A 23,818-nucleotide genomic window follows, 5' to 3' on the forward strand; every position below is an offset into this window, starting at 1 on the left:
GTGTACGGTTTCGATACAGTATCTGTTCGATATCGTACGGTGTGCGAACGTAAAAAGGCATCTTTATGCATTAAATATGAACTTAATTTTACGATGCTTATTGTTCTATCTGACTGTGTATGTGGTTATTGAATGCTGGCCCCAACTTTTATTTCATGCAACAATCTAACTATTTAATTAATTATTCGTATCATTTTTTATGCCAGCAGTGTTAAGGGCTTATAATCAAGTATATTACACCTTCGGCATTCTTTTTGAGTCCGAATGATGCATTAGGACTTCCTAATGTATTTTTCAGGCTGAATTCATGGCGTTGAATAAAAAGCGTACGATTTTGAACATTTAGCTGAAAATATATATCTTTATGAGAACCAAAACTAAAAATTGATGCAAAAGAAAAACGGAAGAATTTTAGCTGTAGATGACAATGAGGATATACTGTTTGCATTAAAATTGCTACTTAAATCACATGTCGAAGTTGTTAAAACGGAGAGTAATCCTGCTAATATTGAGAATATCCTGAAGAGCGAAACTTTTGATGTGATTCTTCTGGATATGAATTTCACCAAGGATGCCATTAGTGGTCAGGAAGGCTTTCAGTATCTTCAAAAAATATTAGATATCGATCCAGCTGCTGTAGTATTGTTTATTACTGCTTATGGAGATGTTGAAAAATCAGTGAAAGCTATTAAAGCAGGAGCCACAGACTTTATTTTAAAACCTTGGCAGAATGAGAAAATATTGGCCACCATATCATCGGCGGTGAAACTCCGACAATCACGTAATGAGGTTCACGACTTAAAAGAGAAGCAACATGAGATGCAAAGTATAATGGATCAGCCATTTGCTGATTTTATTGGAGTGTCTCCTGCTATGCAAAAGGTTTTTAATACAATTAAAAAAGTGGCGCAAACGGATGCTAATGTGCTTATATTAGGAGAGAATGGCACGGGTAAGGAATTGGTGGCCAGGGCACTGCATAGGAATTCTGTAAGAAATAAGGAGGCTTTTATCAGTGTGGATCTGGGGGCCTTGAGTGAGACGCTTTTTGAAAGTGAGCTGTTTGGACATGTTAAAGGTGCATTTACTGATGCAAAGGCTGATCGACCCGGACGTTTTGAGTTGGCTGAGCAAGGAACCATTTTTTTGGATGAGATAGGAAATCTTTCTTTACCTTTTCAGGCTAAGTTATTGACCGTTCTGGAACGAAGAGAGGTAACACGTGTAGGTGCTAATAAACCAAAGCCTATTGATATCAGATTGATTAGTGCTACCAATATGCCATTAAAAGATATGGCCGGTCAGGATGAGTTTAGGATGGACTTACTTTATCGCTTAAATACAGTGGAGATTGAGTTGCCGCCATTGCGCGAGAGACCAGAAGATATTCCGGTATTGGCAGAACATTTTTTGAATATATTTTCTAAAAAATATAAGAAAACAGCCCGTGTAGGTAAAAGTGCATTGAATAAAATGCTGCATTATCAATGGCCGGGCAATGTGAGAGAGTTTCAGCACGTATTGGAGAGGGCTGTTATATTGAGTGAAGGACCGGTATTGAGTGAAGATGATTTGCAGTTGAGTCCTCCTAAGTCTTCTTCGGACGGTATTGAGCTGGCTTCGTATAACCTGGATGAAGTAGAACGTTCTATTATTGAAAAGGTACTACGTATGAACAGTGGGAATATTTCTAAGGCTGCATCAGAACTGGGTCTCACACGAACATCGCTTTACAGAAGAATGGAGAAGTATGGTTTATAAAAATTTCAGGGTAAATTTTGTCATAAGAACAGTGGTGTTGACGGCATCGATTTTTTTGTTGTTCTACCTTATCTATAATACAGATCTTACCATGACCTTGTTTTTGATTGGTGGATTTATTGGGATTCAGATTTTTGCTTTTATCCATTATATAGATAGAACCAATCGCATTTTAAATAATTTTTTGGAATCGATCCGTTATTCTGATTTTACCAGAACGTTTCATGTGGAAGGGGAGGGGTCGTCCTTTGAAAAATTAAAGAATTCTTTTAATGAGGTAATTAAGGACTTTCAGGAAGTGAGGGCCGAGAAGGAGGAGAATTTTTATTACTTACAAACCGTTATTCAGCATATTGGTATAGCCCTGATTGCTTTTCAAAAAGACGGGAAAGTGGAGCTGATTAATAATGCTACCAAAAAATTGTTTCAGGTACGTAACCTAAGCAATGTGCAAGCTTTAAATAGTTTTAGTCAGGAGATGGTGGAGAAACTGTTTAGTATTAAGCATGGAGAGAATACCTTGATTAAAGTACAGGAGAAAGATAATCTGCTTCAGTTGGTGATATATGCCACGGAGTTTAGAATTCACAATCGTACCATTACGCTGGTTTCGATTAAGAACATTCAACAAGAACTGGAAGAAAAAGAAATGGAGTCGTGGCAGAAACTCATACGTGTGCTTACTCACGAAATAATGAATTCCATCACACCTATTTCTTCTTTGTCGTCTACCGTAACATTGATTATAAAAGATCTTATGGAGAATCTTCGTGCGCAAGGTGTTGGGACGGATGAGGTCGATACTCTGGAAGAAGTGGAAACTGCTTTGAAAACCATACATAAGCGAACGGATGGTCTGCTTCATTTTGTGAATACTTATCGGAATTTAACCAAAATACCGAATCCAAATTTTTCCATTTTTAGGGTGCGACAATTGTTTAGTAATATTAATCATCTTTTTGAGGAGGAAATAAAAAGTAAGAATATACGGTGTGATATAAGAATTGAGCCTGAATCTATGGAGTTATCTGCGGATGAACATTTGATTGAACAGGTCATCATTAATCTAGTAAAGAATGCGATTCATGCTGTGACAGGAAGAGAAGATGCTTGTATCCGACTTAATGCTTATATGAATAGTCGAGGCCGTATTGTGATGCAGGTAGTGGATAATGGACCGGGAATTTTACCCAATGTTTTGGATCGGGTTTTTATCCCGTTTTTCACCACCAAGCCGCAGGGTTCCGGGATAGGGCTGAGTTTGTCTCGCCAAATATTAAGGTTGCATGGCGGAACGATTAATGCCTATTCGGAACCCGAAAAAGAAACAAAGTTTACCCTAACTTTTTAATTATACTTAATACAATTTTACGATGGGGTGATGTTTTGCATGCGGTTAAACATCACTGCTAGGTGGGCGTATAATGAGGTGTCCTGTATTACAACATTTTCATCCAAGTGAATACGGATGGGAGTAAAATTCCAAATACCCTTGATGCCCCCGGTAGCCATAGTTTGAGCTACATTTTGTGCAAATTCTGCGGGGACAGTCAGTATGCCTACTTTTACATTTCGATCCTGCATTTTTTCAAATTCATCCATATGGTAAATGGGTACTCCTTCAATCTCCCTGCCTATGATTTTAGGATCCACGTCAAAGGCAGCTACTATTCTTAATCCGTATTGCTCTAATCCGTGGTCATGAAGTAATGCGTTGCCAAGGCTGCCCGCACCAAATAAGTAAGCCTCGTCTAAAGAACGGAAACCTAAAAAATCTTCTAATACATCTATTAGGGTGTTTACTTCATATCCCACTCTTGTTTTGCCAACAATGCTGGTATAGGATAAATCTTTTGTTACCTGTGTCGGATCAACCCCCATATCTCTGGCTATATGGGTTGATGATACAAATTCCTGATTTCTTCTTTTGGCAAGTTTTAGATAAGCCAAATAAACAGGTAACCTGCGTAACGATGGTTCTGGTACTAATCCTTCTTTTTTTCTGCCTACTACTGCCATTGTATGTATGATGCTTGCTTTTTACTAACTTGTTTATGGTGATTTAACTTGTGGGTTTAACCTTCAAATTCAAGTTTCAAAAGTAGGTAAGTTTTCTATTAAAGAAAATGTTGTATAATATAAAAATATATTCTTGGGCTCAAAAATATATATTTAAAAGCGTTCTGCATAGTGGTTTAAATATTTTTGGGACTCTTGAATAATTCATTGTGTGTACCCTATTAATAGCGGTCTCTGGTATGTATCATTTATTGTGAGGCTAGAAGTTGTGCTTTTTGGCATGTGGTTTGACTATCATTTTGTCGAAATCAAAACAGTATGTTATGGGAGATTTTACAAAAGCAGAGAAAATTGCTGTGAGATATTTGGTAGAGTGGGGTCAATATGGAGATGTGGAATTTCCGGACTCTATAGTGATGTCTTATTTTAATTTACTTGCGGGGACTGAAAAGGAACAGCGGGAAGCGGTGAGGAATTTGTGTGGACACGTAAGGTGTTTGCTGGGGGAAGAGAAGTCGAAGGAAGTGGAGAAGGAACTGCTCTCCTGTATCGTGTAGAAGTGTTTTGAGAATGTAATTATTTTCGGTCGGACTAGGGGCATCGTTTTATGAAATTTTATACCTGATATATTAGCGCTCTATTCAGACCCAGGGTTCGTAATTGACCTTGGTTATCATTTACCACTCCTTGGGTTATCGATTACCCTGTTCGTTTTCATATGCCCCGTATATCCATTTGGTTTTACAGCTCCTTAAGGTTTGTTCGTTCATTTATATTTGTTTTTAGATAATTGTAAATTGTTAACCTGAAAAAATATGATGAAGCGAATTAAATCTATGGTATGCATGACCATGACCATGACAATGGTGTTGGTGTCATGTGTGAATACCGAAAGTAGTGATACAAAGGATGAATCTTCGAGTGATGTGGAGGTCACAGATGCGCAGATGGATAAGTTGGGTATTACCCATCGAAAATATTTGAGCGCTGCTTCCAAAAGAGCATTGCAATGGCCCGACTTGGGTAATGAATGGTATATTGAATTTGAGGTGTACGACTTGAAAGGTGATTTTGCTTATGAAGAGGGTGTTGTTAGACGTGATCCCAGTGCAATGATCAAAGAAAATGGAAAGTATTACGTTTGGTATACCAGAAGTACAGGAAAAACGGATGGCTTTGGTGGTGATATTGAAAAAGATAAGGTGTTCCCCTGGGATAGATGTGATATTTGGTATGCGACCTCCGAAGATGGAATCACATGGAAAGAAGAAGGCCCCGCTGTTTTAAGAGGTGAAAAAGGCGCTTATGATGACCGATCTGTTTTTACGGTGGAAATTATGAAGTGGGATGGAAAGTACTATTTGTGTTACCAAACAGTCAAGTCTCCTTACAATGTGCGTGTTAAAAATCAAGTTGGCCTGGCTTGGGCTGATAGTCCGGATGGACCTTGGATCAAATCTAAAGAGCCAATTCTTAGTCCTGCTGATAATGGTATCTGGGAGGGTGAAGAACAAAATAGATTTAAAGTGAAGAAGAAAGGTGATTTTGATAGTCATAAGGTTCACGACCCTTGTATTATTCCGTATAAAGGAAAATTCTATTTGTACTATAAAGGAGAGCAAATGGGTGAGGAGGTTACCTTTGGTGGACGTCAAATACGTCATGGTGTTGCGATTGCCGATAATCCGAAGGGACCGTATGTAAAGTCTCCCTATAACCCCATTAGTAATAGTGGACATGAAATATGTGTCTGGCCTTATAAAGGCGGTATTGCTTCTTTGATTACCACCGACGGGCCTGAGCGAAATACCATTCAATGGTCACCGGATGGTATTAACTTTGACATAAAAGCCGCCATTAAGGGAGCACCACATGCCATAGGTCTGAATAGAACGGCAGATAATGAAAAGGATCCAACAGAAGTGCTGCGTTGGGGATTAACGCATGAATACAAAACATATGATTGGCAGTATATAAGAGGTTTCCGTTCCAGAAAAGTAAAAAATCATACCGCAATTGGTGAAAAAGGTGAATAAGGGTAATGTAAACCAATAGTTGTATTGAAGGGCATTTTAGCTATTTCTGAGAGATAAGGCCACATCATTGTTTGTTTGCATGATGTGGCTTTTTTTTAGCCATTTTAATCCACTAATTTGGTTTCGAATACCCCCGCTGCTATGCTTAATTACCTGTACATTATATGGATAAAGAAGAATATTTATATATAAATTTTGTTTTCAAAAATAAAAGTGATTTATTTGTAATTCATATATAAACAATGGATTCATATATCAAATATAAATAAAAGAAAGACTGGTTTAATAAAGTCATGGATCATGAAACAAGCAAGAGTAATTACCTTAGAGAGGAAAAATAGAGTGGGTTATATTGTAATAAACAGACCCAAGGCCAACTGTTACGAGATCAACTTTCACAAGCAACTGATAGCTTGTTTAGAAGAGGCCAATGCAGATGACGAAATAAAAGTAATTGTTGTAAAAAGTGCATTGGAAAAATTCTTTTGTGCAGGTGCTGATATAAAGGTTTTTGAAGCAAATACAGTTGCTGAGAATAAAGTGATGGTGAAACATGCACAAATGGTAGCAGATAAATTATCAAACAGCCCTAAAGTAACTATAGCAGCCATTAATGGACACGCTCTAGGTGGAGGATTAGAGTTGGCCATGGCTTGTGATTTTCGGCTGGCATCAGAGGGTAAATATTTTATGGGTTTACCAGAAATTAAATTGGGCTTAATGCCCGGCAATGGAGGATCACAAAGGCTTATTCGGCTTATAGATAAAAGTAAAGCATTGGAATTACTCATGACAGGAGATCATATGGAGCCTCAGGAGGCATATGAAATTGGACTGGTGAATCATATCTATGGTAGGGATGAATTTTTAGAGCAAGTGGAAGCGTATGCCGAAAAATTGGCGAGGGGTCCTCTGCAAGCCCTGATAGCAGTAAAGAAGGCTGTTAATAAGGGCATTGAAATGACCTTGGAAGAAGGACTGAAACTGGAAGGGGAATTGGTAGAACCTCTTTATGATACTGAAGATGCGAAGGAGGGAAGCCTCGCTTTTGTGGAGAAAAGGGTGCCCAAATTCAAATAATCATATACCTTAAAAGTGGATATCAACTGATGACTAAGATCTAAAAAACATGGAAATCAAAAACTACAACTGCTACATCAATGGCGAATGGATTGAAAAAAGTAAAGGGGATAAAATAGAGGTGGAGAATCCGGCCACCGGAGAAATTTTTGCCACCATACATGTAAGTACCATTGAAGAAACACAACATGCTTTAGAAACGGCAGAAAAAGCGCAGTTTGCCTGGCAAATGCTTCCTGCCTATGAACGTGCACAGTGGCTGTACAAGATATGTGATAAGCTGGAGGAGGAAAAGGACTTATTTGCCAAGCTATTGGTAATGGAGCAAGGTAAGACCCTGGCAGAAGCTTATGGGGAGGTTGCTGATACTATCAGGTATATTTCCTACGCTGCCGAAGCGGGTAGGAGAATCCAAGGGGCTATCTTTCCTTCGGATGTTGCCAATGAGCAACTGTCTATTCATAAAGTTCCGTATGGTGTAACTGTAGGCCTGATGGCCTTTAATTATCCACTGGCTTTGATTGGTCGAAAAATAGGACCTGCACTTATTACAGGTAATACTATGGTCATTAAACCTTCTGAGCTTACGCCGCTGACGGCTTCTGAATTTTGTAGAATTATTCATGAGATAGGGTTTCCCAAGGGCGTCATTAATATGGTTGTGGGATACGGACATACGGTGGGGTCTCATTTGGTGGAGAGTCCCATCACTAGGTTGGTTTCGATGACAGGAAGTACCAGGGCTGGACAGGCTATCTATAAAGCTGCTTCGCAAAATGTGGCCGGTTTAGTGCTTGAACTGGGCGGAAAAGCACCATTTATGGTGATGGATGATGCCGAACTGGACAAAGCAGTGGACGCGGCTGTAATTTCTCGTTATGCTAATTGTGGCCAGGTATGCATATGTAACGAGATGGTTTTTGTGCATGAAAAAGTGGCTGATGAGTTTACTGATAAATTGATTGCACGTATCAAAAAAATAAGGGTGGGAGATCCTATGACCGATGTGGATATGGGACCTAGTTTAAGTGCTAGTGCACTGGATAGGATGGACGGTATTGTAAAAGAGAATATAGCACAGGGAGCTGAGCTGGTGTTAGGTGGGAAAAGGCCTGAAGGAGCCTTGTTTGAAAGAGGAAACTGGTATGAACCAACCGTTCTCACCAATGTTCAGCCGAACCATGCCACTATCCGAGAGGAAGTGTTTGGTCCTATATTGCCTATTGTTCGAGTTGCTGGATTTGAAGAAGCTAGGGATCTACTAAACAGCAGAGAAGACAGCCTATCGGCTTATTTGTATACCCAAAATCATAAAAACATAATGCGCTCTATTCAGGAGTTTCAAATTGGAACCATCTTTATTAATAAGCAAATCGTTGGTTATATTCAAGGCTTTCATTCGGGGCATAAAAAGTCAGGAATAGGCGGCGAAGATGGTATTTATGGAATTGAACAATACCTGCAAAAGAGAACTGTTTATATGGATTACGAGTGACCTTGTGGCTTGTGATGATAACGTTATACGAAGTGTTATACGGTGGGTAATTCGTCTGTAAAACTGCATTTTTTTACAGCAATCAAATTTAGAAAATATAACAAGTAATTATAAAATGATAATGCAATGCGAAAGATAACAACTATTACGAGATGCTTTCTGGTCGTATGGATGAGTATGTTTGTTTTAACAGCATGGTCTCAACCTAATACCACCTTTGCAAAGCAAGAAAGTAACCAACGGGTACGTGATTTAAGCGGAATGAAATGGCGCTTTAAAATGATGCTGCCCGGCGAAGGTGTAAAAAAAGGATTACATAAAATCCCTTCTGAAGATATTGAAACCTTGGTCTGGAATAATGCCCGGGTTCCAGGGGATGTATATACTGATTTATGGAAAGCTGGCGTAATAGAGGATCCCTATTTTGGGCGTAATAGCGTTAAAGCTCAATGGGTTCAGCAATATGAATGGTGGTACTCGCTTCAATTTGATGTGCAGAAAATTCCACAAGATGAAATTGTTGAGATACTTTTTGAGGGGGTGGACTATAGCTGTGAAGTATGGTTGAATGGTCACTATCTCGGCAAACATGAAGGTGTCTTCTCTAAGTTTTCATTTGATGTGACCAACTACCTTCGCACCCATCCTTGGGATGCCCAAAAAGGGAGGAATATGTTGATGGTAAAGTTAGATCCACCACCGCAAGTGAATGCTTTTGTGGCTGGTAAAAAAACGCCTTGGTTTGGTGATTATACCAGAGATCTTACTCCCATAGGTATTTGGCGTCCCGTTAAAATGGTGCGTACAGGAAAAGTGAGGTTTAAGGATGTGTATGCGCATCAGAAGCTAAATAAAAATGGTACGGCAAATGTAAACCTTGAGCTGGAAGTAGAAAATACCAGTGATCAAGCAAAAGAAATGACCTTTCAGGCTTCATTGAATGGTAAGAATTTTAAGATGAAGGAGATGAGGGTGGAGTTTACTCAGGTACTGAAGCCTGGTATTACGAAGGTTGAAAAAAACATTCATTTGGAAAAACCAGCGCTTTGGTGGCCTTGGGATTTGGGAGACCAAAATCTTTATGTGGCCAATGTTTCTATTCAAGAAGGAAATATTAACCATGATGTTCATGAAACGGTTTTTGGTATTCGTGAAGTAACTTCTAAATGGAACCCTGGTTTTAAAAAAGACGTGGATGTTACTTTTCCTCGCTCAACTTATATCAATGGTAAATTCCATTTTATTCGTTCTGCATGTTGGGGTGGTCCGCCGGATATTTTCGTAGGACGTACTTCTCCTGCCGAATATAAAGAGCTTATTCGTATGGCCAAAGAAATGAATATGAATAATATTCGTATTTTCGGATGGCATCCGCCAGAAATTCCAGAGTTTTATCAATACTGTGATGAGATGGGAATGACCGTTTGGCAGGATATGATTCCGCTGGGAACAGGTAATATTCCTACCGAAGAAGAAAATTTAGCTGAGATCTTTAATGAAGGTGTTAAAGTAGTGAAGGAACGCCGTAATCATCCGTCGTTGATTATGATGGAAGGAGGAGAAGAAATGTTGTTCCGTACACGTGATCCGCAATTTGGAAGGCAGTTCCTGGAACGATTGGGCGACTCCCTTCAGGCCTATGTAGATCTTCCCTATGTGCCAGATTCTCCAATGACTGACCCTGTGGCGCAAGAGGCTGGTTTTAAACCTAAAGAAGCTGTTCACGCCTTGCGTTATTTCTATGAGATGGGACGCTGGTTACACGAAGATTGGTATCAGACACATTGTGATGGCTATCCTATTGTGCCTGAGTTTGCGATTACCTCTATTCCTTCGGTGGAAAGCCTCAAGAAATTTATCCCGGAAAATGAAATGTGGCCTCCAGGATTGAGTTGGGGACATCATTGGGCAGACTTAACGCGCCTGCGTATGCAAAATTGGGATGTTTTTGGAAGCGAGATGAAAGGCTCACTGGAAGAGTTTGTGAATGCAACACAAGATGCTCAAGGTATTATCTTTCAAAATGGGATTGAACATTTTCGTCGTCATAAACCCAGCCTAAGTGGTATTGCTCTTTGTCACTATATTACCTATTGTCCGGATATGAAATGGGGCATCGTGGATAATTATCAAAAACCTAAAAATTCTTATTATTTTGTTCAGAAGGCTTATCAGCCCTTATTGGTCAACTTTGAATTTAAAAAACGTCGTTGGAATAACAAAGAGCCTTTTGTTGGGAATATATGGGTAATCAATGATTTATACCAGGAGTTTAAAGACTGTACAGTAAAATTTCAAATGAGAGATGATGCGGGAAAAGTGCTTTCGGAAAAGAAATTTGATCTTGCAGTGATACAAGAGAATAGCGCAAAATTATTTTTCCCTGTTCAAGAAAAAGTATTGAAATCGGTGAAAGAGAAATTCTTTGTTTATTTGGAGTTGACCAACAAAAAAGGAGAGGTAATTTCTAAAAATGATTACTTCTTTTTAATTGGTGACCAAGAAAAAGCCAGCGCTCGATTCAAAGAATGGAAAACAGAAAGGGTTAATCAGGAGAATATTCACGGCCGTTATGGTTCTTACTATCATTTCTTTGAAGAGTTTACTGAACAAAATGGAAAAAAATTAGAAAGCGAAACTCAAACTCCACGAGCTATTGGGTTTTAATTCGGTGAAGTTTTATTGGATGGATGCTTTGGGAGCATCCATCACTTATTCCCTTATTAAACGAGAAATATTAGATTCATATGAATAATATAAAACTTAAAGGAATTACCTGGAATCATAGTCGCGGTTTTACGTCTATTGTGGCATGTGCACAGCGTTTTTCTGAATTGAATCCAGGTGTGGAAATCTCCTGGGAGAAGCGCTCTTTACAGGCTTTTGCCGATGAACCCATAGATCAGCTTGCAGAGCGGTTCGATTTTTTAATTATCGATCATCCATGGACGGGTTTTGCTGCTCGTAGTAAGGTGATCATACCATTGAGCGATTATTTGCCGAGTAGTTATATGGAAGATCAGGCAGCCAATGCTGTAGGTAAATCATTTGAGAGCTACCATTTTAGTGGTAAACAATGGGCTTTACCTATTGATGCGGCTACTCCTGTGGCAGCTAGTCGACCTGACTTATTTGAAAGTGAAGGATGGAAATTACCTAAAACATGGGATGCGTTGGTTGAGCTGTCCAAAACAGGTAAGGTTGCCATTCCTGGTATACCACAGGATATCTTAATGAGCTTTTATATGCTGTGTTCTACATTGGGTGAGGATGTTTGTGTGTGTAAAGATTGCGTGGTGTCGGATAATGTGGGTATTAAAGCTTTGCAGATGCTCAGAGATTTGGGTGAGAATATAAAAGCTGAAAATTATGACTTCAACCCAATAAAAGTATATGAAAAAATGACATTAAGCGATGATTATCTTTATAGTCCTTTTGCTTATGGATATACGAACTATTCTCGTAGAGGATATGCTCGTAAATTGTTGAAGTTTCATGATATGGTAGCGCTGGATGGGCAGAAATTGATTACAACATTGGGTGGTACCGGCTTGGCTGTTTCTGCAAATTGTAAACATCGTGAGATGGCTGTTAAATTTGCTGAATATGCCGGTTCCTCGGATATTCAGAGAGGAATCTTTTTTACCAATGGAGGACAGCCAGGGCATAGGGCGGCCTGGTTGGATCAACAAAATAATGCGGATACCATGGATTTTTTTGTAGATACATTGCCGGCCTTGGATCGCTCTTTTCTTCGTCCTCGTTATTATGGACATATGTACTTTCAGGATAGAGCAGGGGCTCCTATTCGTGAGTATATGATGAAGGGAGGTGATGAAACAAAGCTTTTAGCTGGATTAAATGAATTATATTATCAGTCCTTGGAATTAGATAAGTCCTGAACGGCATAGCATGGTCAGACAAATACAGTGAAGGGACCGTGTTTGGTTGATGGGACTGTTTATGTTTTATAAGTAATGTACGAACAATGATGAAGGCAGATATAATGCGTATGTGATACTTGATCGTTTGCGTATAATGAGTTTAATATGTAGATGAATTTTTGCTTGCGATAGGTCTTGATTGACCTGTCGCATCTTTACTTTAATCCGAATGATGCATTAGAACTTCTTAATGGATTTTCTAATGCATTTTTCGGGTTTAATCTACGCACACTAAAATATATGAATTTACCATTAAAAGGAATAACAGTATTAGAGTTTGCTCAATTTATGGCGGGACCGTCAGCTGGTTTAAAGATGGCGGATCTGGGAGCAAGAGTCATTAAAATAGAACGCCCAGGAACAGGTGAGGCCGGTAGGCAAATAGCCATAAAAAATTTGTTTATTGATGAAAGTAGTATGGTTTTTCATACAGCCAATAGAAATAAACAGTCCTATGCAGCTAACTTGAAAGATCCGGCCGATCTGGATAAGGTGAAAAAACTTATTGCAAAGGCTGATGTGATGACCCATAACTTTCGTCCTGGCGTGATGGATAAAATTGGTTTAGATTATGATACAGTAGCTGCGATTAATCCAAAAATAGTGTATGGTGTGGTTTCGGGATATGGAGCCAAAGGACCATGGGCTAAAAAACCGGGCCAGGATTTGTTAATTCAATCCTTATCCGGCTTAGTTCATTTGAGTGGAAATGCCGATGATAATCCAACTCCAAGTGGCTTGGCAACATCAGATATTTTTACTGGTGTACACTTGGTACAGGGTATTTTGGCCGCACTTATTCAACGTAATAAAACAGGAAAAGGGGCCTTGGTTGAGGTCAGTTTGTTAGAGTCAACCTTAGATATTCAATTTGAGGTGATTACCACTTATTTAAACGATGGTAATAAATTGCCACAACGTGCTAAGAAGGGTAATGCACATGCTTATCTGGATGCTCCCTATGGGATCTATAAAACCAAAGATAGTTATATTGCAATTGCACTTATTTCGTTGGATGAATTGACAAAAGTAATGGGTGTTGAATTGCCCGAAGCATATGCAGATAAGGCAACCTGGTTTGTGAAACGTGATGAAATTATGGCTTTTCTTTCGCCGTATTTCGAAAAAGAAACGAATGCTCATTGGCTGGGTATTTTTGAAGGACTCGACTTGAGTTGTTCTGATATATATACTTATCGCGATTTATTTAATCATGAAGGATATCGCGTGTTGAAAATGGATCAGGAAGTGGAGACTTCGGATGGTATTACCATGAGAACCACGCGTTGTCCCATTCGAATAGATGGACAACGAAGCTTTCATCGAAAATCGGCTCCTAAACCTGGGGAAGATAATGTTTTAATAGAAAAAGAATTTGGTATTTAACCTACTATAGGTCGTTTATATTCTTAGCTCCCTATGTGGATAAGAATTACGTGCCGGTATTGACATCAAAAAAATGAATAATAAAATAAATAAACCATTGGAAGGGATATTGGTAATTGATTTTAGTCAATATCTTTCAGCACCTTCGGCCAGTTTGAGATTGGCGGATTTAGGTGCTTGCGTTATTAAAATAGAGCAGCCTAATACAGGAGATCGTTGTCGAAGTCTTTATTTTTCAAACTTGGTGATGAATGATGAATCGTCCATGTTTCATGCAATTAATAGAAATAAACTGAGTTATCAGGCTGATATGAAAAATCAGACGGAGAGGGAAAAGGTTTATAAGTTAATTCAACAGGCTGATGTTTTGATTCATAACTTTCGTCCCGGCGTAGTGGAACGTTTAGGTATCGATTATAATACCATTACTTCCATTCAGCCTGACATTGTGTATGCTGAGTTATCTGGTTATGGCAAAGAAGGAGTCTGGAAAGATAAACCAGGATTGGATTTATTGATACAGTCGATTTCGGGTTTGACGCAGCTCAATGGCAATGAGGGTGATGGACCTGTACCCATTGGTTTAGGGGTGGTTGATATATTGTCTGGAGCCCACCTGTGTCAGGGAATATTGGCTTGTTTATTCCGTAAAACTTCGGGAGGACAAGGAGGACGCGTCGAAGTAAGTATGTTGGAGTCGGCATTGGAATACCAATTTGAATCGGTAACCGCTTATTTTTGTGATGGAGGTGAGCCTACGGTACGTCCCAAGACAAATTCTGCGCATGCATATTTGGGCGCTCCATATGGGGTTTATCCTACTAATAATGGTTTTATTGCACTGGCTATGGGACAAATTCCGGTATTGGGAGAACTGTTGGGATGTCCGTCGTTGAAGAAGTATCCCCAGCCAGCTAGTTGGTTTACGCAACGGGATGAGATTAAGGAGATTCTGAGTGATCATCTAAAAACTAAAAATACACAAGACTGGCTGGACGTGCTTGAGCCTGCTGACATATGGTGTGCCGAAGTGATGGACTGGAAAACACTATTTGATACTGAAGCTTTTAAAATGTTAAACATGATTCAAGAGGTGACTATGCGCGATGGGTATCGCTTTAAAACAACACGTTGTCCTATTCAAATAAATGGAGAGTGGTTAACTTCTGAGTGTGGAACCCCAAAACTGGGTGAGAATACCGAAGAGATTAAAAAGAAGTTTTCTTTGTAAGAATGAGTCGTGTTTACGCGTACGATTGGCTAATCTGTTTTATGGATGGTTGAACACCTTTCGATTAGTAGCTTGATTATAAAACTCCTTGAAACCGAATGATGCATTAGAAAATATATTACAATTAATATTGTTGCCAATCAAGCTAGCTAACTTGTTTTAAGTTATTATAGGTGGCTGTGCCTCGTCTTAACATGGTCTTGATTGATTGCATTCTTAATTTTTATGATGAAGTCTAATGTATTATTCGGAATTAATAAAATATCTGATATCTCTTATCGTTTTGCTTGGAAGGGTCAAAAAGTTCAGCCTTGGCATATAAACGTACGATGCCTTTTTATGGAATGTATTGTTGATATGGGTGATATTCAGGTTGTTATGGCCTATCGCTAGTCGGTTCTAGAATTTCGCTTACGGTCTTACTTAGTGGCTGCAAGAAAACGACTGTTTTTTCTGTCTTTGATAAGAAAGCCTCAAAGACAAGGCTTTCGATATTTTTGAAACCAAGGAGTTTACTGATTGTAAATAACTGTTTCAAAAATGAGAATAACGCAGTATTTGGAGTTTTCTTGCAAAGACTACTTAATAATTCCCAAAGATTCTCTTATTTTATGCACTGTTTTTAAAATTTCATTTTCAATTTCTTCGGCAGTCACTAGCTTTCGCATTTGTGATGTTAAAGTAGAAACAGCCAATACAGCAATCATCTCTTGATGCATATTGAAGATAGGTGCTGCAAAATCTGTTATTCCTTCTGTTAGCATACTTTTGTTACAAATACAAGAATGTTTTTTTATATCCTGTAGCTCATTCAGTAGGGCTTTTTTTTCAGATGCCTTCATGGCTTGGTAATCATCACATAATGTGAGGATTTGTTTTCTATTTTCTTCCTTTAGGTGTGCCAGAGTTATTTTCCCGGATACGGTTTTTGCTAAGGGGAATAAGCTGCCTATCTCTACCGATAACGAAACCGGCGTTTGGCTTTGTACTTGTGCTATGATCATTAATTTATTGTGATGCAAAACAGCTAAATGAACCGATTGGTTTATGCAGTATGCCAAGTTCTGCATATGCATTTCAGATGCTTTTACCATAATGTCCACCGGTGAATGGTGGTGTGCTAAATGGAATAGACGAAGTGTTAGACTGAATTTTCCCGAAGCAGGATCTTTTACTATATAACCTCTTTTTTCAAGGTTAATAAGCATGCGGTATATTTCGTTGGGCTTGCGGCTGATACCGTTTGCTATTTCCAATTGTGATTGTGGTATCGATTGTGAAGATAAAAATTCTAGTATGTCTAATCCTTTATCTAAGGCAGGAGCATCATATTTTGTCATATCCGTGTGTTTATTTTCATGGGTAAAATTATTAAAATAATGCGAAATCCATTGTTGTCTATGTAAAGTCAAGACGACTAATGAGAGCAGACCTTAATATGAGGACGTTTTTCGTTTATTTTACCCCAGTTTAAATATAACAAATAAGTTCATATTTGAATAATGAATCATGAAGCGGAATGAATTTTAAAATTTAAGAATGAAAAAGATTGTATTTTTTTTATGGATTATATTCCCGGTATTGTTGTGGGCACAGCCTGGAACAATTAATTCGCACACTGAGAATAGTCAGGTGGTGCGTGATTTAGGAGGGCATCATTGGAAAATGAAGATGATGTTACCGGGGCAAGGTGTAAAAGAAGGTTTGCATGAACTTCCTCCTGCCGATATTGAAACCAACTTTTGGAATCCAGCCTTTGTTCCTGGGGATGTATATACTGATTTATGGAAGTGTGGTGTTATTGATGATCCTTATTTTGGAAGAAACAGCGTGCGCGCTCAATGGGTTCAGCAATATGAGTGGTGGTATGCCTACCAGTTTAATGTGACCGAGGATGTTACTGATCAGGTGGTTCGGCTTGTTTTTGAAGGGGTGGATTATAGTTGTGATGTGTGGTTGAACGGAGTGCATTTAGGAAGTCATAAGGGAGCTTTTTCTTCTTTTTCGTTTGATATTAACGACGTTTTGCGGGTTTCAAAAAAGAACATCGATAGTAAAAATATGTTGATGATCAAGTTGGATCCTCCCCCAAAAGTCAATGCAAAGGTGGCTGGGTTGAAAACGCCATGGTTTGGAGACTACTGGCGCGATTTGATTCCCTTTGGAATAAGTAGGACGATTAAAATGGTTTCCACAGGTAAGGTTCGTATTATGGATGTTTATGCCAACACCAGTTTAAACAAGGATGGTAGTGCTGACGTACGTATGGAAGTGGAGTTGGAAAATACGACAGACCAACCCAAAGAGATGACTATTGTTGCTTCTATGGAGGGTAAGAATTTTGAATCCAAGTCCTTGATGGAGAAGATGACTCAGTGGGTAAAACCAGGAAAGCATATAGTTACGAAAACTATTCATGTGAAGAAACCCTTGCTTTGGTGGCCCTGGGATCTGGGAAAACCGAATTTGTATACGGCCAAGGTTTCTTTAAAAGAAGGTGCCGTAAATCATGATGCACAAGAGATAACTTTTGGGATACGCGAAGTAAGTTCTAAGTGGAATCCAGGATTCAAAAGAGGGGTTGACGTAAGCTTTCCTCGTTCTACTTATATTAATGGTAAGTTTCATTTTATTCGGTCAGCCTGCTGGGGAGGTCCACCAGATATCTTTGTGGGAAGAACCAATCCCGATGAATATAAAACATTGATTCGTTTGGCCAAAGAAGCCAATCTGAACAATATCCGTATTTTTGGATGGCATCCACCCGAAATTCCCGAGTTTTATGAATATTGTAATGAGATGGGTATGACGGTATGGCAAGATATGATTCCGTTAGGTACGGGCAATATTCCACAGGATAGAAAAGGAATTAACCGGATCATGCAAGAGGCGGCCGCAGTGATTAAGGAGCGACGTAATCATCCTTCTTTGATCATGATGGAAGGAGGAGAGGAAATGTTGTTGCGTACCCAAGATGCTCATTTTGGTAGAGCTTTTTTGGAGGAGCTGGGCGATACATTACAACGATATGCTAAACTGCCTTATGTGCCGGATTCACCACTTACCTGTGAGGTGTCTATAGAGGCAGGTTTTAAACCTAAAGAAGCTAAGCATGCCTTGGCCTACTTTTATGGTATGGGAAGATGGTTGATGGAAGACTGGTTTAGAACACTGGATTATCCTATTATACCTGAATTTGCCATTACTTCGGTACCTAATGTGGAAAGTCTGAAGAAGTTTATCCCGGAAAATGAAATGTGGCCTCCTGGATTAAGCTGGGGACACCATTGGGCCGACTTAGATAGATTACGCATGCAAAATTGGGATAGCTTTGGTGATGAGAAATTGGGTTCATTGCAAGAGTTTGTTGATGCTACACAAGATGCGCAGGGAATGATATTTCAATATGGGGTTGAGTACTTGAGAAGACATAAACCTAATTTAAGTGGTATTTCTCTGTGCCATTGGATCACCTATTGGCCCGATATGAAGTGGGGTATCATAGATAATTATCAGCAGCCAAAGCGTTCTTATGAATTTGTGAAGCGAGCTTATCAGCCATTGTTGGTAAATTTGAATTTTGAAAAGAGACGTTGGCATAGAGAGGAGCCTTTTAAAGGAGAACTTTGGGTAGTGAATGATCTATATCAGTCCTTCGGAAAAAGTACCGTTGAAATGGAAGTAAGAGATGATAAAGGGAAGCGAATCTTTTCATCGACATTTAATATGGATAAGGTAGATGAGAATAGTGCCCAAAAGTATTTTGATATTGAGGCGGATGTGTTGTCTAAAGTAAATCAGCAATTTACGATTCATCTGAATATGAAAGATAAGGCCGGAAATTCTATTTCGTCCAATGAATATTTATTTTTGATTGGTGACCAAAAAGAAGCTTCGGCTCAGTTTAAAAAGATGGGTGATGCTATGCGTAAGCGCAATGCCGAATTTACCTATGGTAATTATTTTAGATTCTTTGATGAAATGGGGCGTAAGAATGGAAAAGATTACCAGAGTGATACTGAGCACCCTAAGGCGAGCGAATATGAGTAAGTATTGGAGAACTGTTTACCATGATACCATTCAAACCGGATGATGAATTGGAACTTCGTAATGGATATTCAATTGTGTTTTTCGGTTCAAGTAACGGTTGTATTGGTATTGTTGAAAATGAAAAAAAGAACGTGTAGATGATATCCTTATCTACACGTTCTTTTTGTTAGTGTAACGCTGATATTTTTTATATAACTAGTCCTTTAAGATGACTTTTTCGGTTGCTATTTTATTAGCTGCTTTTACTTTTATGATATAGATTCCATTGGGTAGGTCGTTAATCTGATTTTTTTTATCCGACGTATTCATTTCTTTTACTTTATGACCGCTAATGTCAAAAACGGTTATACTGGCTTCTGTTGCTTCTTCTATAGAAACGTTTATGGTATTTTGGTGGGCATAAATATTCACCATTTCATCTGTGGTAGTCTCAATGCTTGTGGGAGTTGGTAAGTTAGTGGCAGAACCTTGAATAACTACGTCGCACGATCCTTCGCTTAATATGGCCTGTGTCCAGTTACCGCTTAATAGGGTCGAATTAGGTTGATTTGTATCATCCTCGTTGTACCAGAATGGCTGTCCGCTCAGAGACAGAAACCATTTGCTTTCTGCCATATCCCAATGAATAGCAAAGGACACGTTGGGATAGTTCCAGATAGTGCCAGTTCCAGTATAGTATGCTTTACCATCTAATACTCCTTCTTCATAAAGAACTATTGTTCCTGTAATGCAAGGCCCCGATATTTCTATGGTACTTGTTGGAGCCATAACTGCCGATGCATGGATGGAACCCAGCAAAAAGCAGAGCATCATTATTGTTTTACTTCTTTGTAAAGTATTCTTCATCCGTTTAAAAATTAACGAAACATCACTAGCTAGCACAAATTTCAATCATTCACCTGTGTGTTTAATTATTTGTGCCGGCCATGTTAGTTTCATGTTTAAATTTATCTTTCCATGGTTATAGGGAACTTGTTGAAACGAATTATACCCTTTTGTGTGAAATAATTTCCTTAGCTCGTTTCATCAATTTCTAAATTAGTAAGGCTTTACTAACAGATCGGTTTAACTAATTGCGTGGTGGATAAAGACCTTGGGTGCAAATTACATAACGTACGGTTAGTAAAGGTGGTCTGTTTTCGATAGCAGTTCCTCCTCCGGTTGATTGAATCATTACCGTGTTTGTTTTGTCTGTTGATGTGGCATATTCTTTGTCGAAAACACCACTGTTGGCCAGATAGTTGCCTTCCGCCTGACTACTTGTACCCGACAGGGAATTAACAGAGACGCTATGACTATGCGCAGGGAGTTGGGTTTCTGTTAGGTGAACAAATTCAGAACCGGCTCTTTCCCCTTGTGTATAGGTGGTTAGTGCATTGCCTGTTCCAGTGTGGATGGGTACTCTGCCTCGTAAATCAGGTAAAGCAAATGTTGTTCTTCCATCGCCTCCGTAAGTTGTCCCCAATAATGAAAATAATGCCTGGTTTGAAATGATTTGGAGTACTTGGCCGTTACAATCCATCCATCCTTCTTGAGCAAAGGTTATGGCAGTTATTTTAATATCTCCTAAATAACTTTCTTGTGAGAAAATTTTGTTTGAATTACCCCAGACTAAGCATCCTAACATCAATAAAACTAATGTGTTTTTCTTCATATGAATAAGTTTATTAGCGCATCGTAAATTGTAAAAGGACGCTATTGAGGAGTTAACGATCTGAATATGCGAAAGGTTTCAATAATATGAAAATTCAATCATTTAATTGACATACCGGTGAATGAAATACACCGTATTTATGAACTCTTTTGAACATAAAATTTGGTGAATAATCTGACTATCGAAAAATAATTTAAACACGTGAATACATTTTTACTATTGTAAAACCAATCTTTGAGAACCAATATATTTTTCGTTTTGGATGGTGATAAGGTATATGCCTGCTGGATATTTGCTTACTAAGAGTCTGTGTTTTTTTTGTGTTATTTTTTCATTGTATAATGCGACACCATTTGTGTTGAATACCGATATGCTACCGGTCATTAATTCCTCAGGAATAACTATATCTGTATAATTGTTGGTGGGATTGGGATATATTTTTATATCTGCATTTACGTTTATTTTTTTTATTCCTACGTCAGTAGGACCTGTGATTTCTATGGTGCTATTGTAGACACGCATGGTTACACTACTGATATACCCTCCGTTGTCAGGAAATTGTATTGAAATGGTGTTGTTTGCTTTAAGTAGATCATCGGGAACTGGGATTTCGAGCATGCCAAAAAATTGTGAGCGCAGGTGTTGATCATCTCCACGATAGTTTGTAGGAACAGCAACTGCGGTGCCGTTTACTAAAATCTGTGGTTTTTTGGACAGGGTGTGTGCCCGGCCAAAAGCTACTCTAAGCGTGGCCTGATTATGGTCTGTTAGGGTCAGTGAATTGATATGGAAAACTTGCGGAGCAGATGATACGATTTCTTGTTTATATACATCTGCATAGTATTTTGTTTCTTTCATGGACTCACCCGTATTTAGCTCCTGATCAAAGGTATATTCAAAGATAGCAGTGGCTTCGGTATCTAAGGTGAAAGTCATGTTTTTATCTGGGGTTAATGTGTTGGTATCGAGTACCGGACTGTTACCTGCTAAATGTAAGTGTTTCACTTCTACCTTTAACAGGGTGTTGGAATCTGTGCCCAATAGGTGCATGTGGATTGTTTCCGGCTCGTAGTTCAGGTTGCTGGCAATAAAGTATGCCTTGTTTCCGTCAACATAACTGTCCACCAGGATGTCCGGATTCTCGGATTTGCTAACTACTCTGGATCCATTTACCTGACTCCATAATTCATATATCTTTATCATTTCGGTGAATACCCATTGTTCTCCTGTTTCACCATCAGCTTCCTTGGCTTGGCGCATCAATCTCCATGGATATGGTACCGAGGTGCGTCCCCATTCTGCTTTTGTCACAACAAAAGGTATGGTTTTTAGTATTAGGTTAGGTCTGTCCATAAATTGTAACCACATAGGACTGACAGCTTTTATAAATTGCCAGTCTCTTATGGGTGTCCATTCTTTCCATTCGATGGAATGGTCACGGCCACCGAATTCTGATATAAGCATAGGTTTTACTTTTCCAAACTTGAGCTGACTATATTGTTCCATCATATCGAATGTAGCTTCTATACGACTTCCTTTGAAATTGATTGGGCCATGGAAGGCTGTTCCATTATTATAATGATGTTTATTAAAATCGTATAAATGAATGGAGAAAAAATCCATATTGGCTCCTGCGATATCATAAAATAATTTCATCCTCTCGTCCCAACGATTAAAGTTGTTTTCGTCAAAGTACGGAAAGGCAGTAGTGTATCCCCCAATTAGTATGTTTTGATTGTGTGTTCTGATAGCTGCAGCCACTTCATTGTGGTATTCAAAGACCTCTGTGGGGGTGTGGTCTCCCTCGTCTACAAGTTCATAAAGTGGCTCATTGATGATTTCCATAAATCGAGGGCGTGGATGTCCTTTGGAGGAAGGTTCGCCATCGTTTCTGTAGAATTCATTAAAAAATTGTCCCATAAAATCACCGGATGTACTCGCACTGGTTATTTTCCATCCGGGGTTACCGGTATAAGGAGTGGTAGTTTGTCCGGGCCAAAAGGGCTTTTCTTGTCCGCCAACCAAGATATCTGCTCTGCTCTCGTACGCATGACGTGATGCATTATTGATGCCATAGACGGTTTCTCGGACATATTTGCCTTGAGAGATCATGTATGAAGGATCTACGAAACCTGGATTTTCTGGATCTTCGGTCGATTGATTCATGTTCCAACCCAATGAGCCATTGTCTCTTCCCAAATATACGTCTAAGTCCTCGAGTATATATTTTAATTTGTCTTCTTCACCATCCCAATCACTTTCAGTTAAAGAAGCATGGAGATTAATGAATTTTTTTCTCTCAAATTGCGATACCTCACCAACTGTATGCTGAATGTTCAAGTGGATATCCACATCTATATTCTGGGCTAATACATGATACCCTATTACTAATCCAATAATAATTAACCAAGTTTTCATCTTTGCTTTTTTATATGATTACGATTTAAAAGTAAAATGAAAATGGCTTGAACACAGGAGGGATAACGAATGTATATGGTGTGTGTTTGAAAACTAAATGCGTTTATGCACTGGGTTTTACATATCCTATCACCCGTTTTAGGGTGATAGGAGAGTGTGATGATTATGGGGAATACTGTTTATTTGTTATTATTGGCAAATTCTGAAGGACTTACACCAAATTTTTCTTTGAATCTTGTTCTGAAAGTTTTTAAGTCATTGTATCCTACCATCCAGGTAACTTCTGACACATTCATTTCGCCCCGTTTTAATAATTCGGCGGCATGTTTTAGGCGTATATTTCGAATAAATTGGTTGGAAGTTTCCCCTGTTAATGCTTTAATTTTTCTGTTTAGGTATATTCTGGAGACACCATATTTTTCGGCGAGTATTTCCACTGTGAATTGGGAGTCGGATAAATGTTCTTCGATGATGGACAGAATCTTATCCATGAACTTTGAGTCCGTTGAATTATTGGTAACCAGATTGGGTGTTATTTCTATTTCTTTTTGAAACTTACGCTTGAGCTGTTCTCTGTTTTTTAAGATAGACAGGATAGAGGCTTTCAGTACGTCCATATTAAAAGGCTTATTCAGATATCCATCGGCTCCGGTTTCATATCCTTCTATTTGTGATTCTACAGTATTTTTAGTTCTACTTTAACAGATTAAAATGATCACTGAAAAAACGATAATTTAGTATTGT

18 protein-coding genes are annotated in these 23,818 nt (G+C 38.8%); 12 read left to right on the forward strand and 6 right to left on the reverse strand.

Features of this window, described 5'->3' with window-relative positions; all coding sequences use genetic code 11:
- Positions 1-387: 387 nt before the first annotated feature.
- Together CYTFE_RS0123555 and CYTFE_RS0123560 are read left to right on the forward strand one after the other, a co-directional pair.
- A complete protein-coding gene (locus CYTFE_RS0123555) occupies positions 388-1,761 on the forward strand; it encodes a sigma-54-dependent transcriptional regulator (protein WP_027473828.1) in 1,374 nt (457 codons plus the stop codon).
- 34 nt (positions 1,762-1,795) lie between these two features.
- On the forward strand, positions 1,796-3,112 hold the full coding sequence (locus tag CYTFE_RS0123560) for a sensor histidine kinase (protein ID WP_244880366.1): 1,317 nt from the start codon (positions 1,796-1,798) through the stop codon (positions 3,110-3,112).
- 17 nt (positions 3,113-3,129) lie between these two features.
- On the opposite strand, the gene CYTFE_RS0123565 is transcribed toward CYTFE_RS0123560, so the two are convergent.
- The gene (locus CYTFE_RS0123565; protein WP_027473830.1) at positions 3,130-3,780 is read right to left on the reverse strand and encodes a redox-sensing transcriptional repressor Rex; all 651 of its coding nucleotides are present in this window, start codon (positions 3,778-3,780) and stop codon (positions 3,130-3,132) included.
- 299 nt (positions 3,781-4,079) lie between these two features.
- On the opposite strand from CYTFE_RS0123565, the gene CYTFE_RS0123570 reads away from it, so the two are divergent.
- The 9 genes from CYTFE_RS0123570 to CYTFE_RS30220 all read left to right on the forward strand — a co-directional run bounded on the left by CYTFE_RS0123570 (position 4,080) and on the right by CYTFE_RS30220 (position 15,345).
- Positions 4,080-4,337 carry a hypothetical protein gene (locus tag CYTFE_RS0123570; RefSeq protein WP_152541823.1) on the forward strand — a complete coding sequence of 86 codons (258 nt, stop codon included), beginning with the start codon at positions 4,080-4,082 and terminating at the stop codon, positions 4,335-4,337.
- Between the two features lie 258 nt (positions 4,338-4,595).
- Entirely contained in the window at positions 4,596-5,816 is a 1,221-nt protein-coding gene (locus CYTFE_RS0123575) for a glycoside hydrolase family 117 protein (RefSeq protein ID WP_027473832.1), read from the forward strand.
- 300 nt (positions 5,817-6,116) lie between these two features.
- Positions 6,117-6,896 (forward strand): enoyl-CoA hydratase/isomerase family protein, encoded by a 780-nt coding sequence (locus CYTFE_RS0123580; RefSeq protein WP_044263030.1) that lies wholly within the window; start codon positions 6,117-6,119, stop codon positions 6,894-6,896.
- 49 nt (positions 6,897-6,945) lie between these two features.
- Positions 6,946-8,391, forward strand: coding sequence for an aldehyde dehydrogenase (aldA, locus tag CYTFE_RS0123585; protein WP_027473834.1), 1,446 nt, complete (start codon positions 6,946-6,948; stop codon positions 8,389-8,391).
- A gap of 126 nt (positions 8,392-8,517) precedes the next feature.
- Positions 8,518-11,058 carry a beta-mannosidase gene (locus CYTFE_RS0123590; RefSeq protein ID WP_027473835.1) on the forward strand — a complete coding sequence of 847 codons (2,541 nt, stop codon included), beginning with the start codon at positions 8,518-8,520 and terminating at the stop codon, positions 11,056-11,058.
- An 80-nt stretch (positions 11,059-11,138) separates the two neighbouring features.
- Positions 11,139-12,293, forward strand: a complete 1,155-nt coding sequence (locus CYTFE_RS0123595) for an extracellular solute-binding protein (RefSeq protein ID WP_044213799.1) — start codon at positions 11,139-11,141, stop codon at positions 12,291-12,293.
- Between the two features lie 282 nt (positions 12,294-12,575).
- Positions 12,576-13,721: a CaiB/BaiF CoA transferase family protein gene (locus CYTFE_RS0123600; RefSeq protein WP_027473837.1), complete on the forward strand. Its 1,146-nt coding sequence runs from the start codon at positions 12,576-12,578 to the stop codon at positions 13,719-13,721.
- A gap of 73 nt (positions 13,722-13,794) precedes the next feature.
- The gene (locus CYTFE_RS0123605) at positions 13,795-14,952 is read left to right on the forward strand and encodes a CaiB/BaiF CoA transferase family protein (RefSeq protein ID WP_044213795.1); all 1,158 of its coding nucleotides are present in this window, start codon (positions 13,795-13,797) and stop codon (positions 14,950-14,952) included.
- A gap of 225 nt (positions 14,953-15,177) precedes the next feature.
- Positions 15,178-15,345 carry a hypothetical protein gene (locus CYTFE_RS30220; protein WP_154665724.1) on the forward strand — a complete coding sequence of 56 codons (168 nt, stop codon included), beginning with the start codon at positions 15,178-15,180 and terminating at the stop codon, positions 15,343-15,345.
- Between the two features lie 185 nt (positions 15,346-15,530).
- Here the strand turns inward: CYTFE_RS30220 and CYTFE_RS0123615 are convergent, their stop codons facing one another.
- Positions 15,531-16,292: an IclR family transcriptional regulator gene (locus CYTFE_RS0123615; RefSeq protein ID WP_027473839.1), complete on the reverse strand. Its 762-nt coding sequence runs from the start codon at positions 16,290-16,292 to the stop codon at positions 15,531-15,533.
- A 199-nt stretch (positions 16,293-16,491) separates the two neighbouring features.
- Here CYTFE_RS0123615 and CYTFE_RS0123620 point away from each other — a divergent pair, with 199 nt between their 5' ends.
- Complete coding sequence (locus CYTFE_RS0123620; RefSeq protein ID WP_027473840.1) at positions 16,492-19,002, forward strand: glycoside hydrolase family 2 protein; 2,511 nt, start codon at positions 16,492-16,494, stop codon at positions 19,000-19,002.
- Positions 19,003-19,197: 195 nt separating this feature from the next.
- Here the strand turns inward: CYTFE_RS0123620 and CYTFE_RS27975 are convergent, their stop codons facing one another.
- The 4 genes from CYTFE_RS27975 to CYTFE_RS0123645 all read right to left on the reverse strand — a co-directional run bounded on the left by CYTFE_RS27975 (position 19,198) and on the right by CYTFE_RS0123645 (position 23,691).
- Positions 19,198-19,848 (reverse strand): T9SS type A sorting domain-containing protein, encoded by a 651-nt coding sequence (locus tag CYTFE_RS27975; protein WP_044213793.1) that lies wholly within the window; start codon positions 19,846-19,848, stop codon positions 19,198-19,200.
- 223 nt (positions 19,849-20,071) lie between these two features.
- A complete protein-coding gene (locus tag CYTFE_RS0123635) occupies positions 20,072-20,656 on the reverse strand; it encodes a phage tail protein (protein WP_052343400.1) in 585 nt (194 codons plus the stop codon).
- Positions 20,657-20,872: 216 nt separating this feature from the next.
- Positions 20,873-23,074: a T9SS type A sorting domain-containing protein gene (locus tag CYTFE_RS27980; RefSeq protein ID WP_052343401.1), complete on the reverse strand. Its 2,202-nt coding sequence runs from the start codon at positions 23,072-23,074 to the stop codon at positions 20,873-20,875.
- A gap of 179 nt (positions 23,075-23,253) precedes the next feature.
- Positions 23,254-23,691, reverse strand: coding sequence for a helix-turn-helix domain-containing protein (locus CYTFE_RS0123645; protein WP_027473842.1), 438 nt, complete (start codon positions 23,689-23,691; stop codon positions 23,254-23,256).
- Between the last annotated feature and the right edge of the window lie 127 nt (positions 23,692-23,818).

Origin of the sequence: Saccharicrinis fermentans DSM 9555 = JCM 21142, from assembly GCF_000517085.1 — a bacterium.
Lineage (GTDB): Bacteria > Bacteroidota > Bacteroidia > Bacteroidales > Marinilabiliaceae > Saccharicrinis > Saccharicrinis fermentans.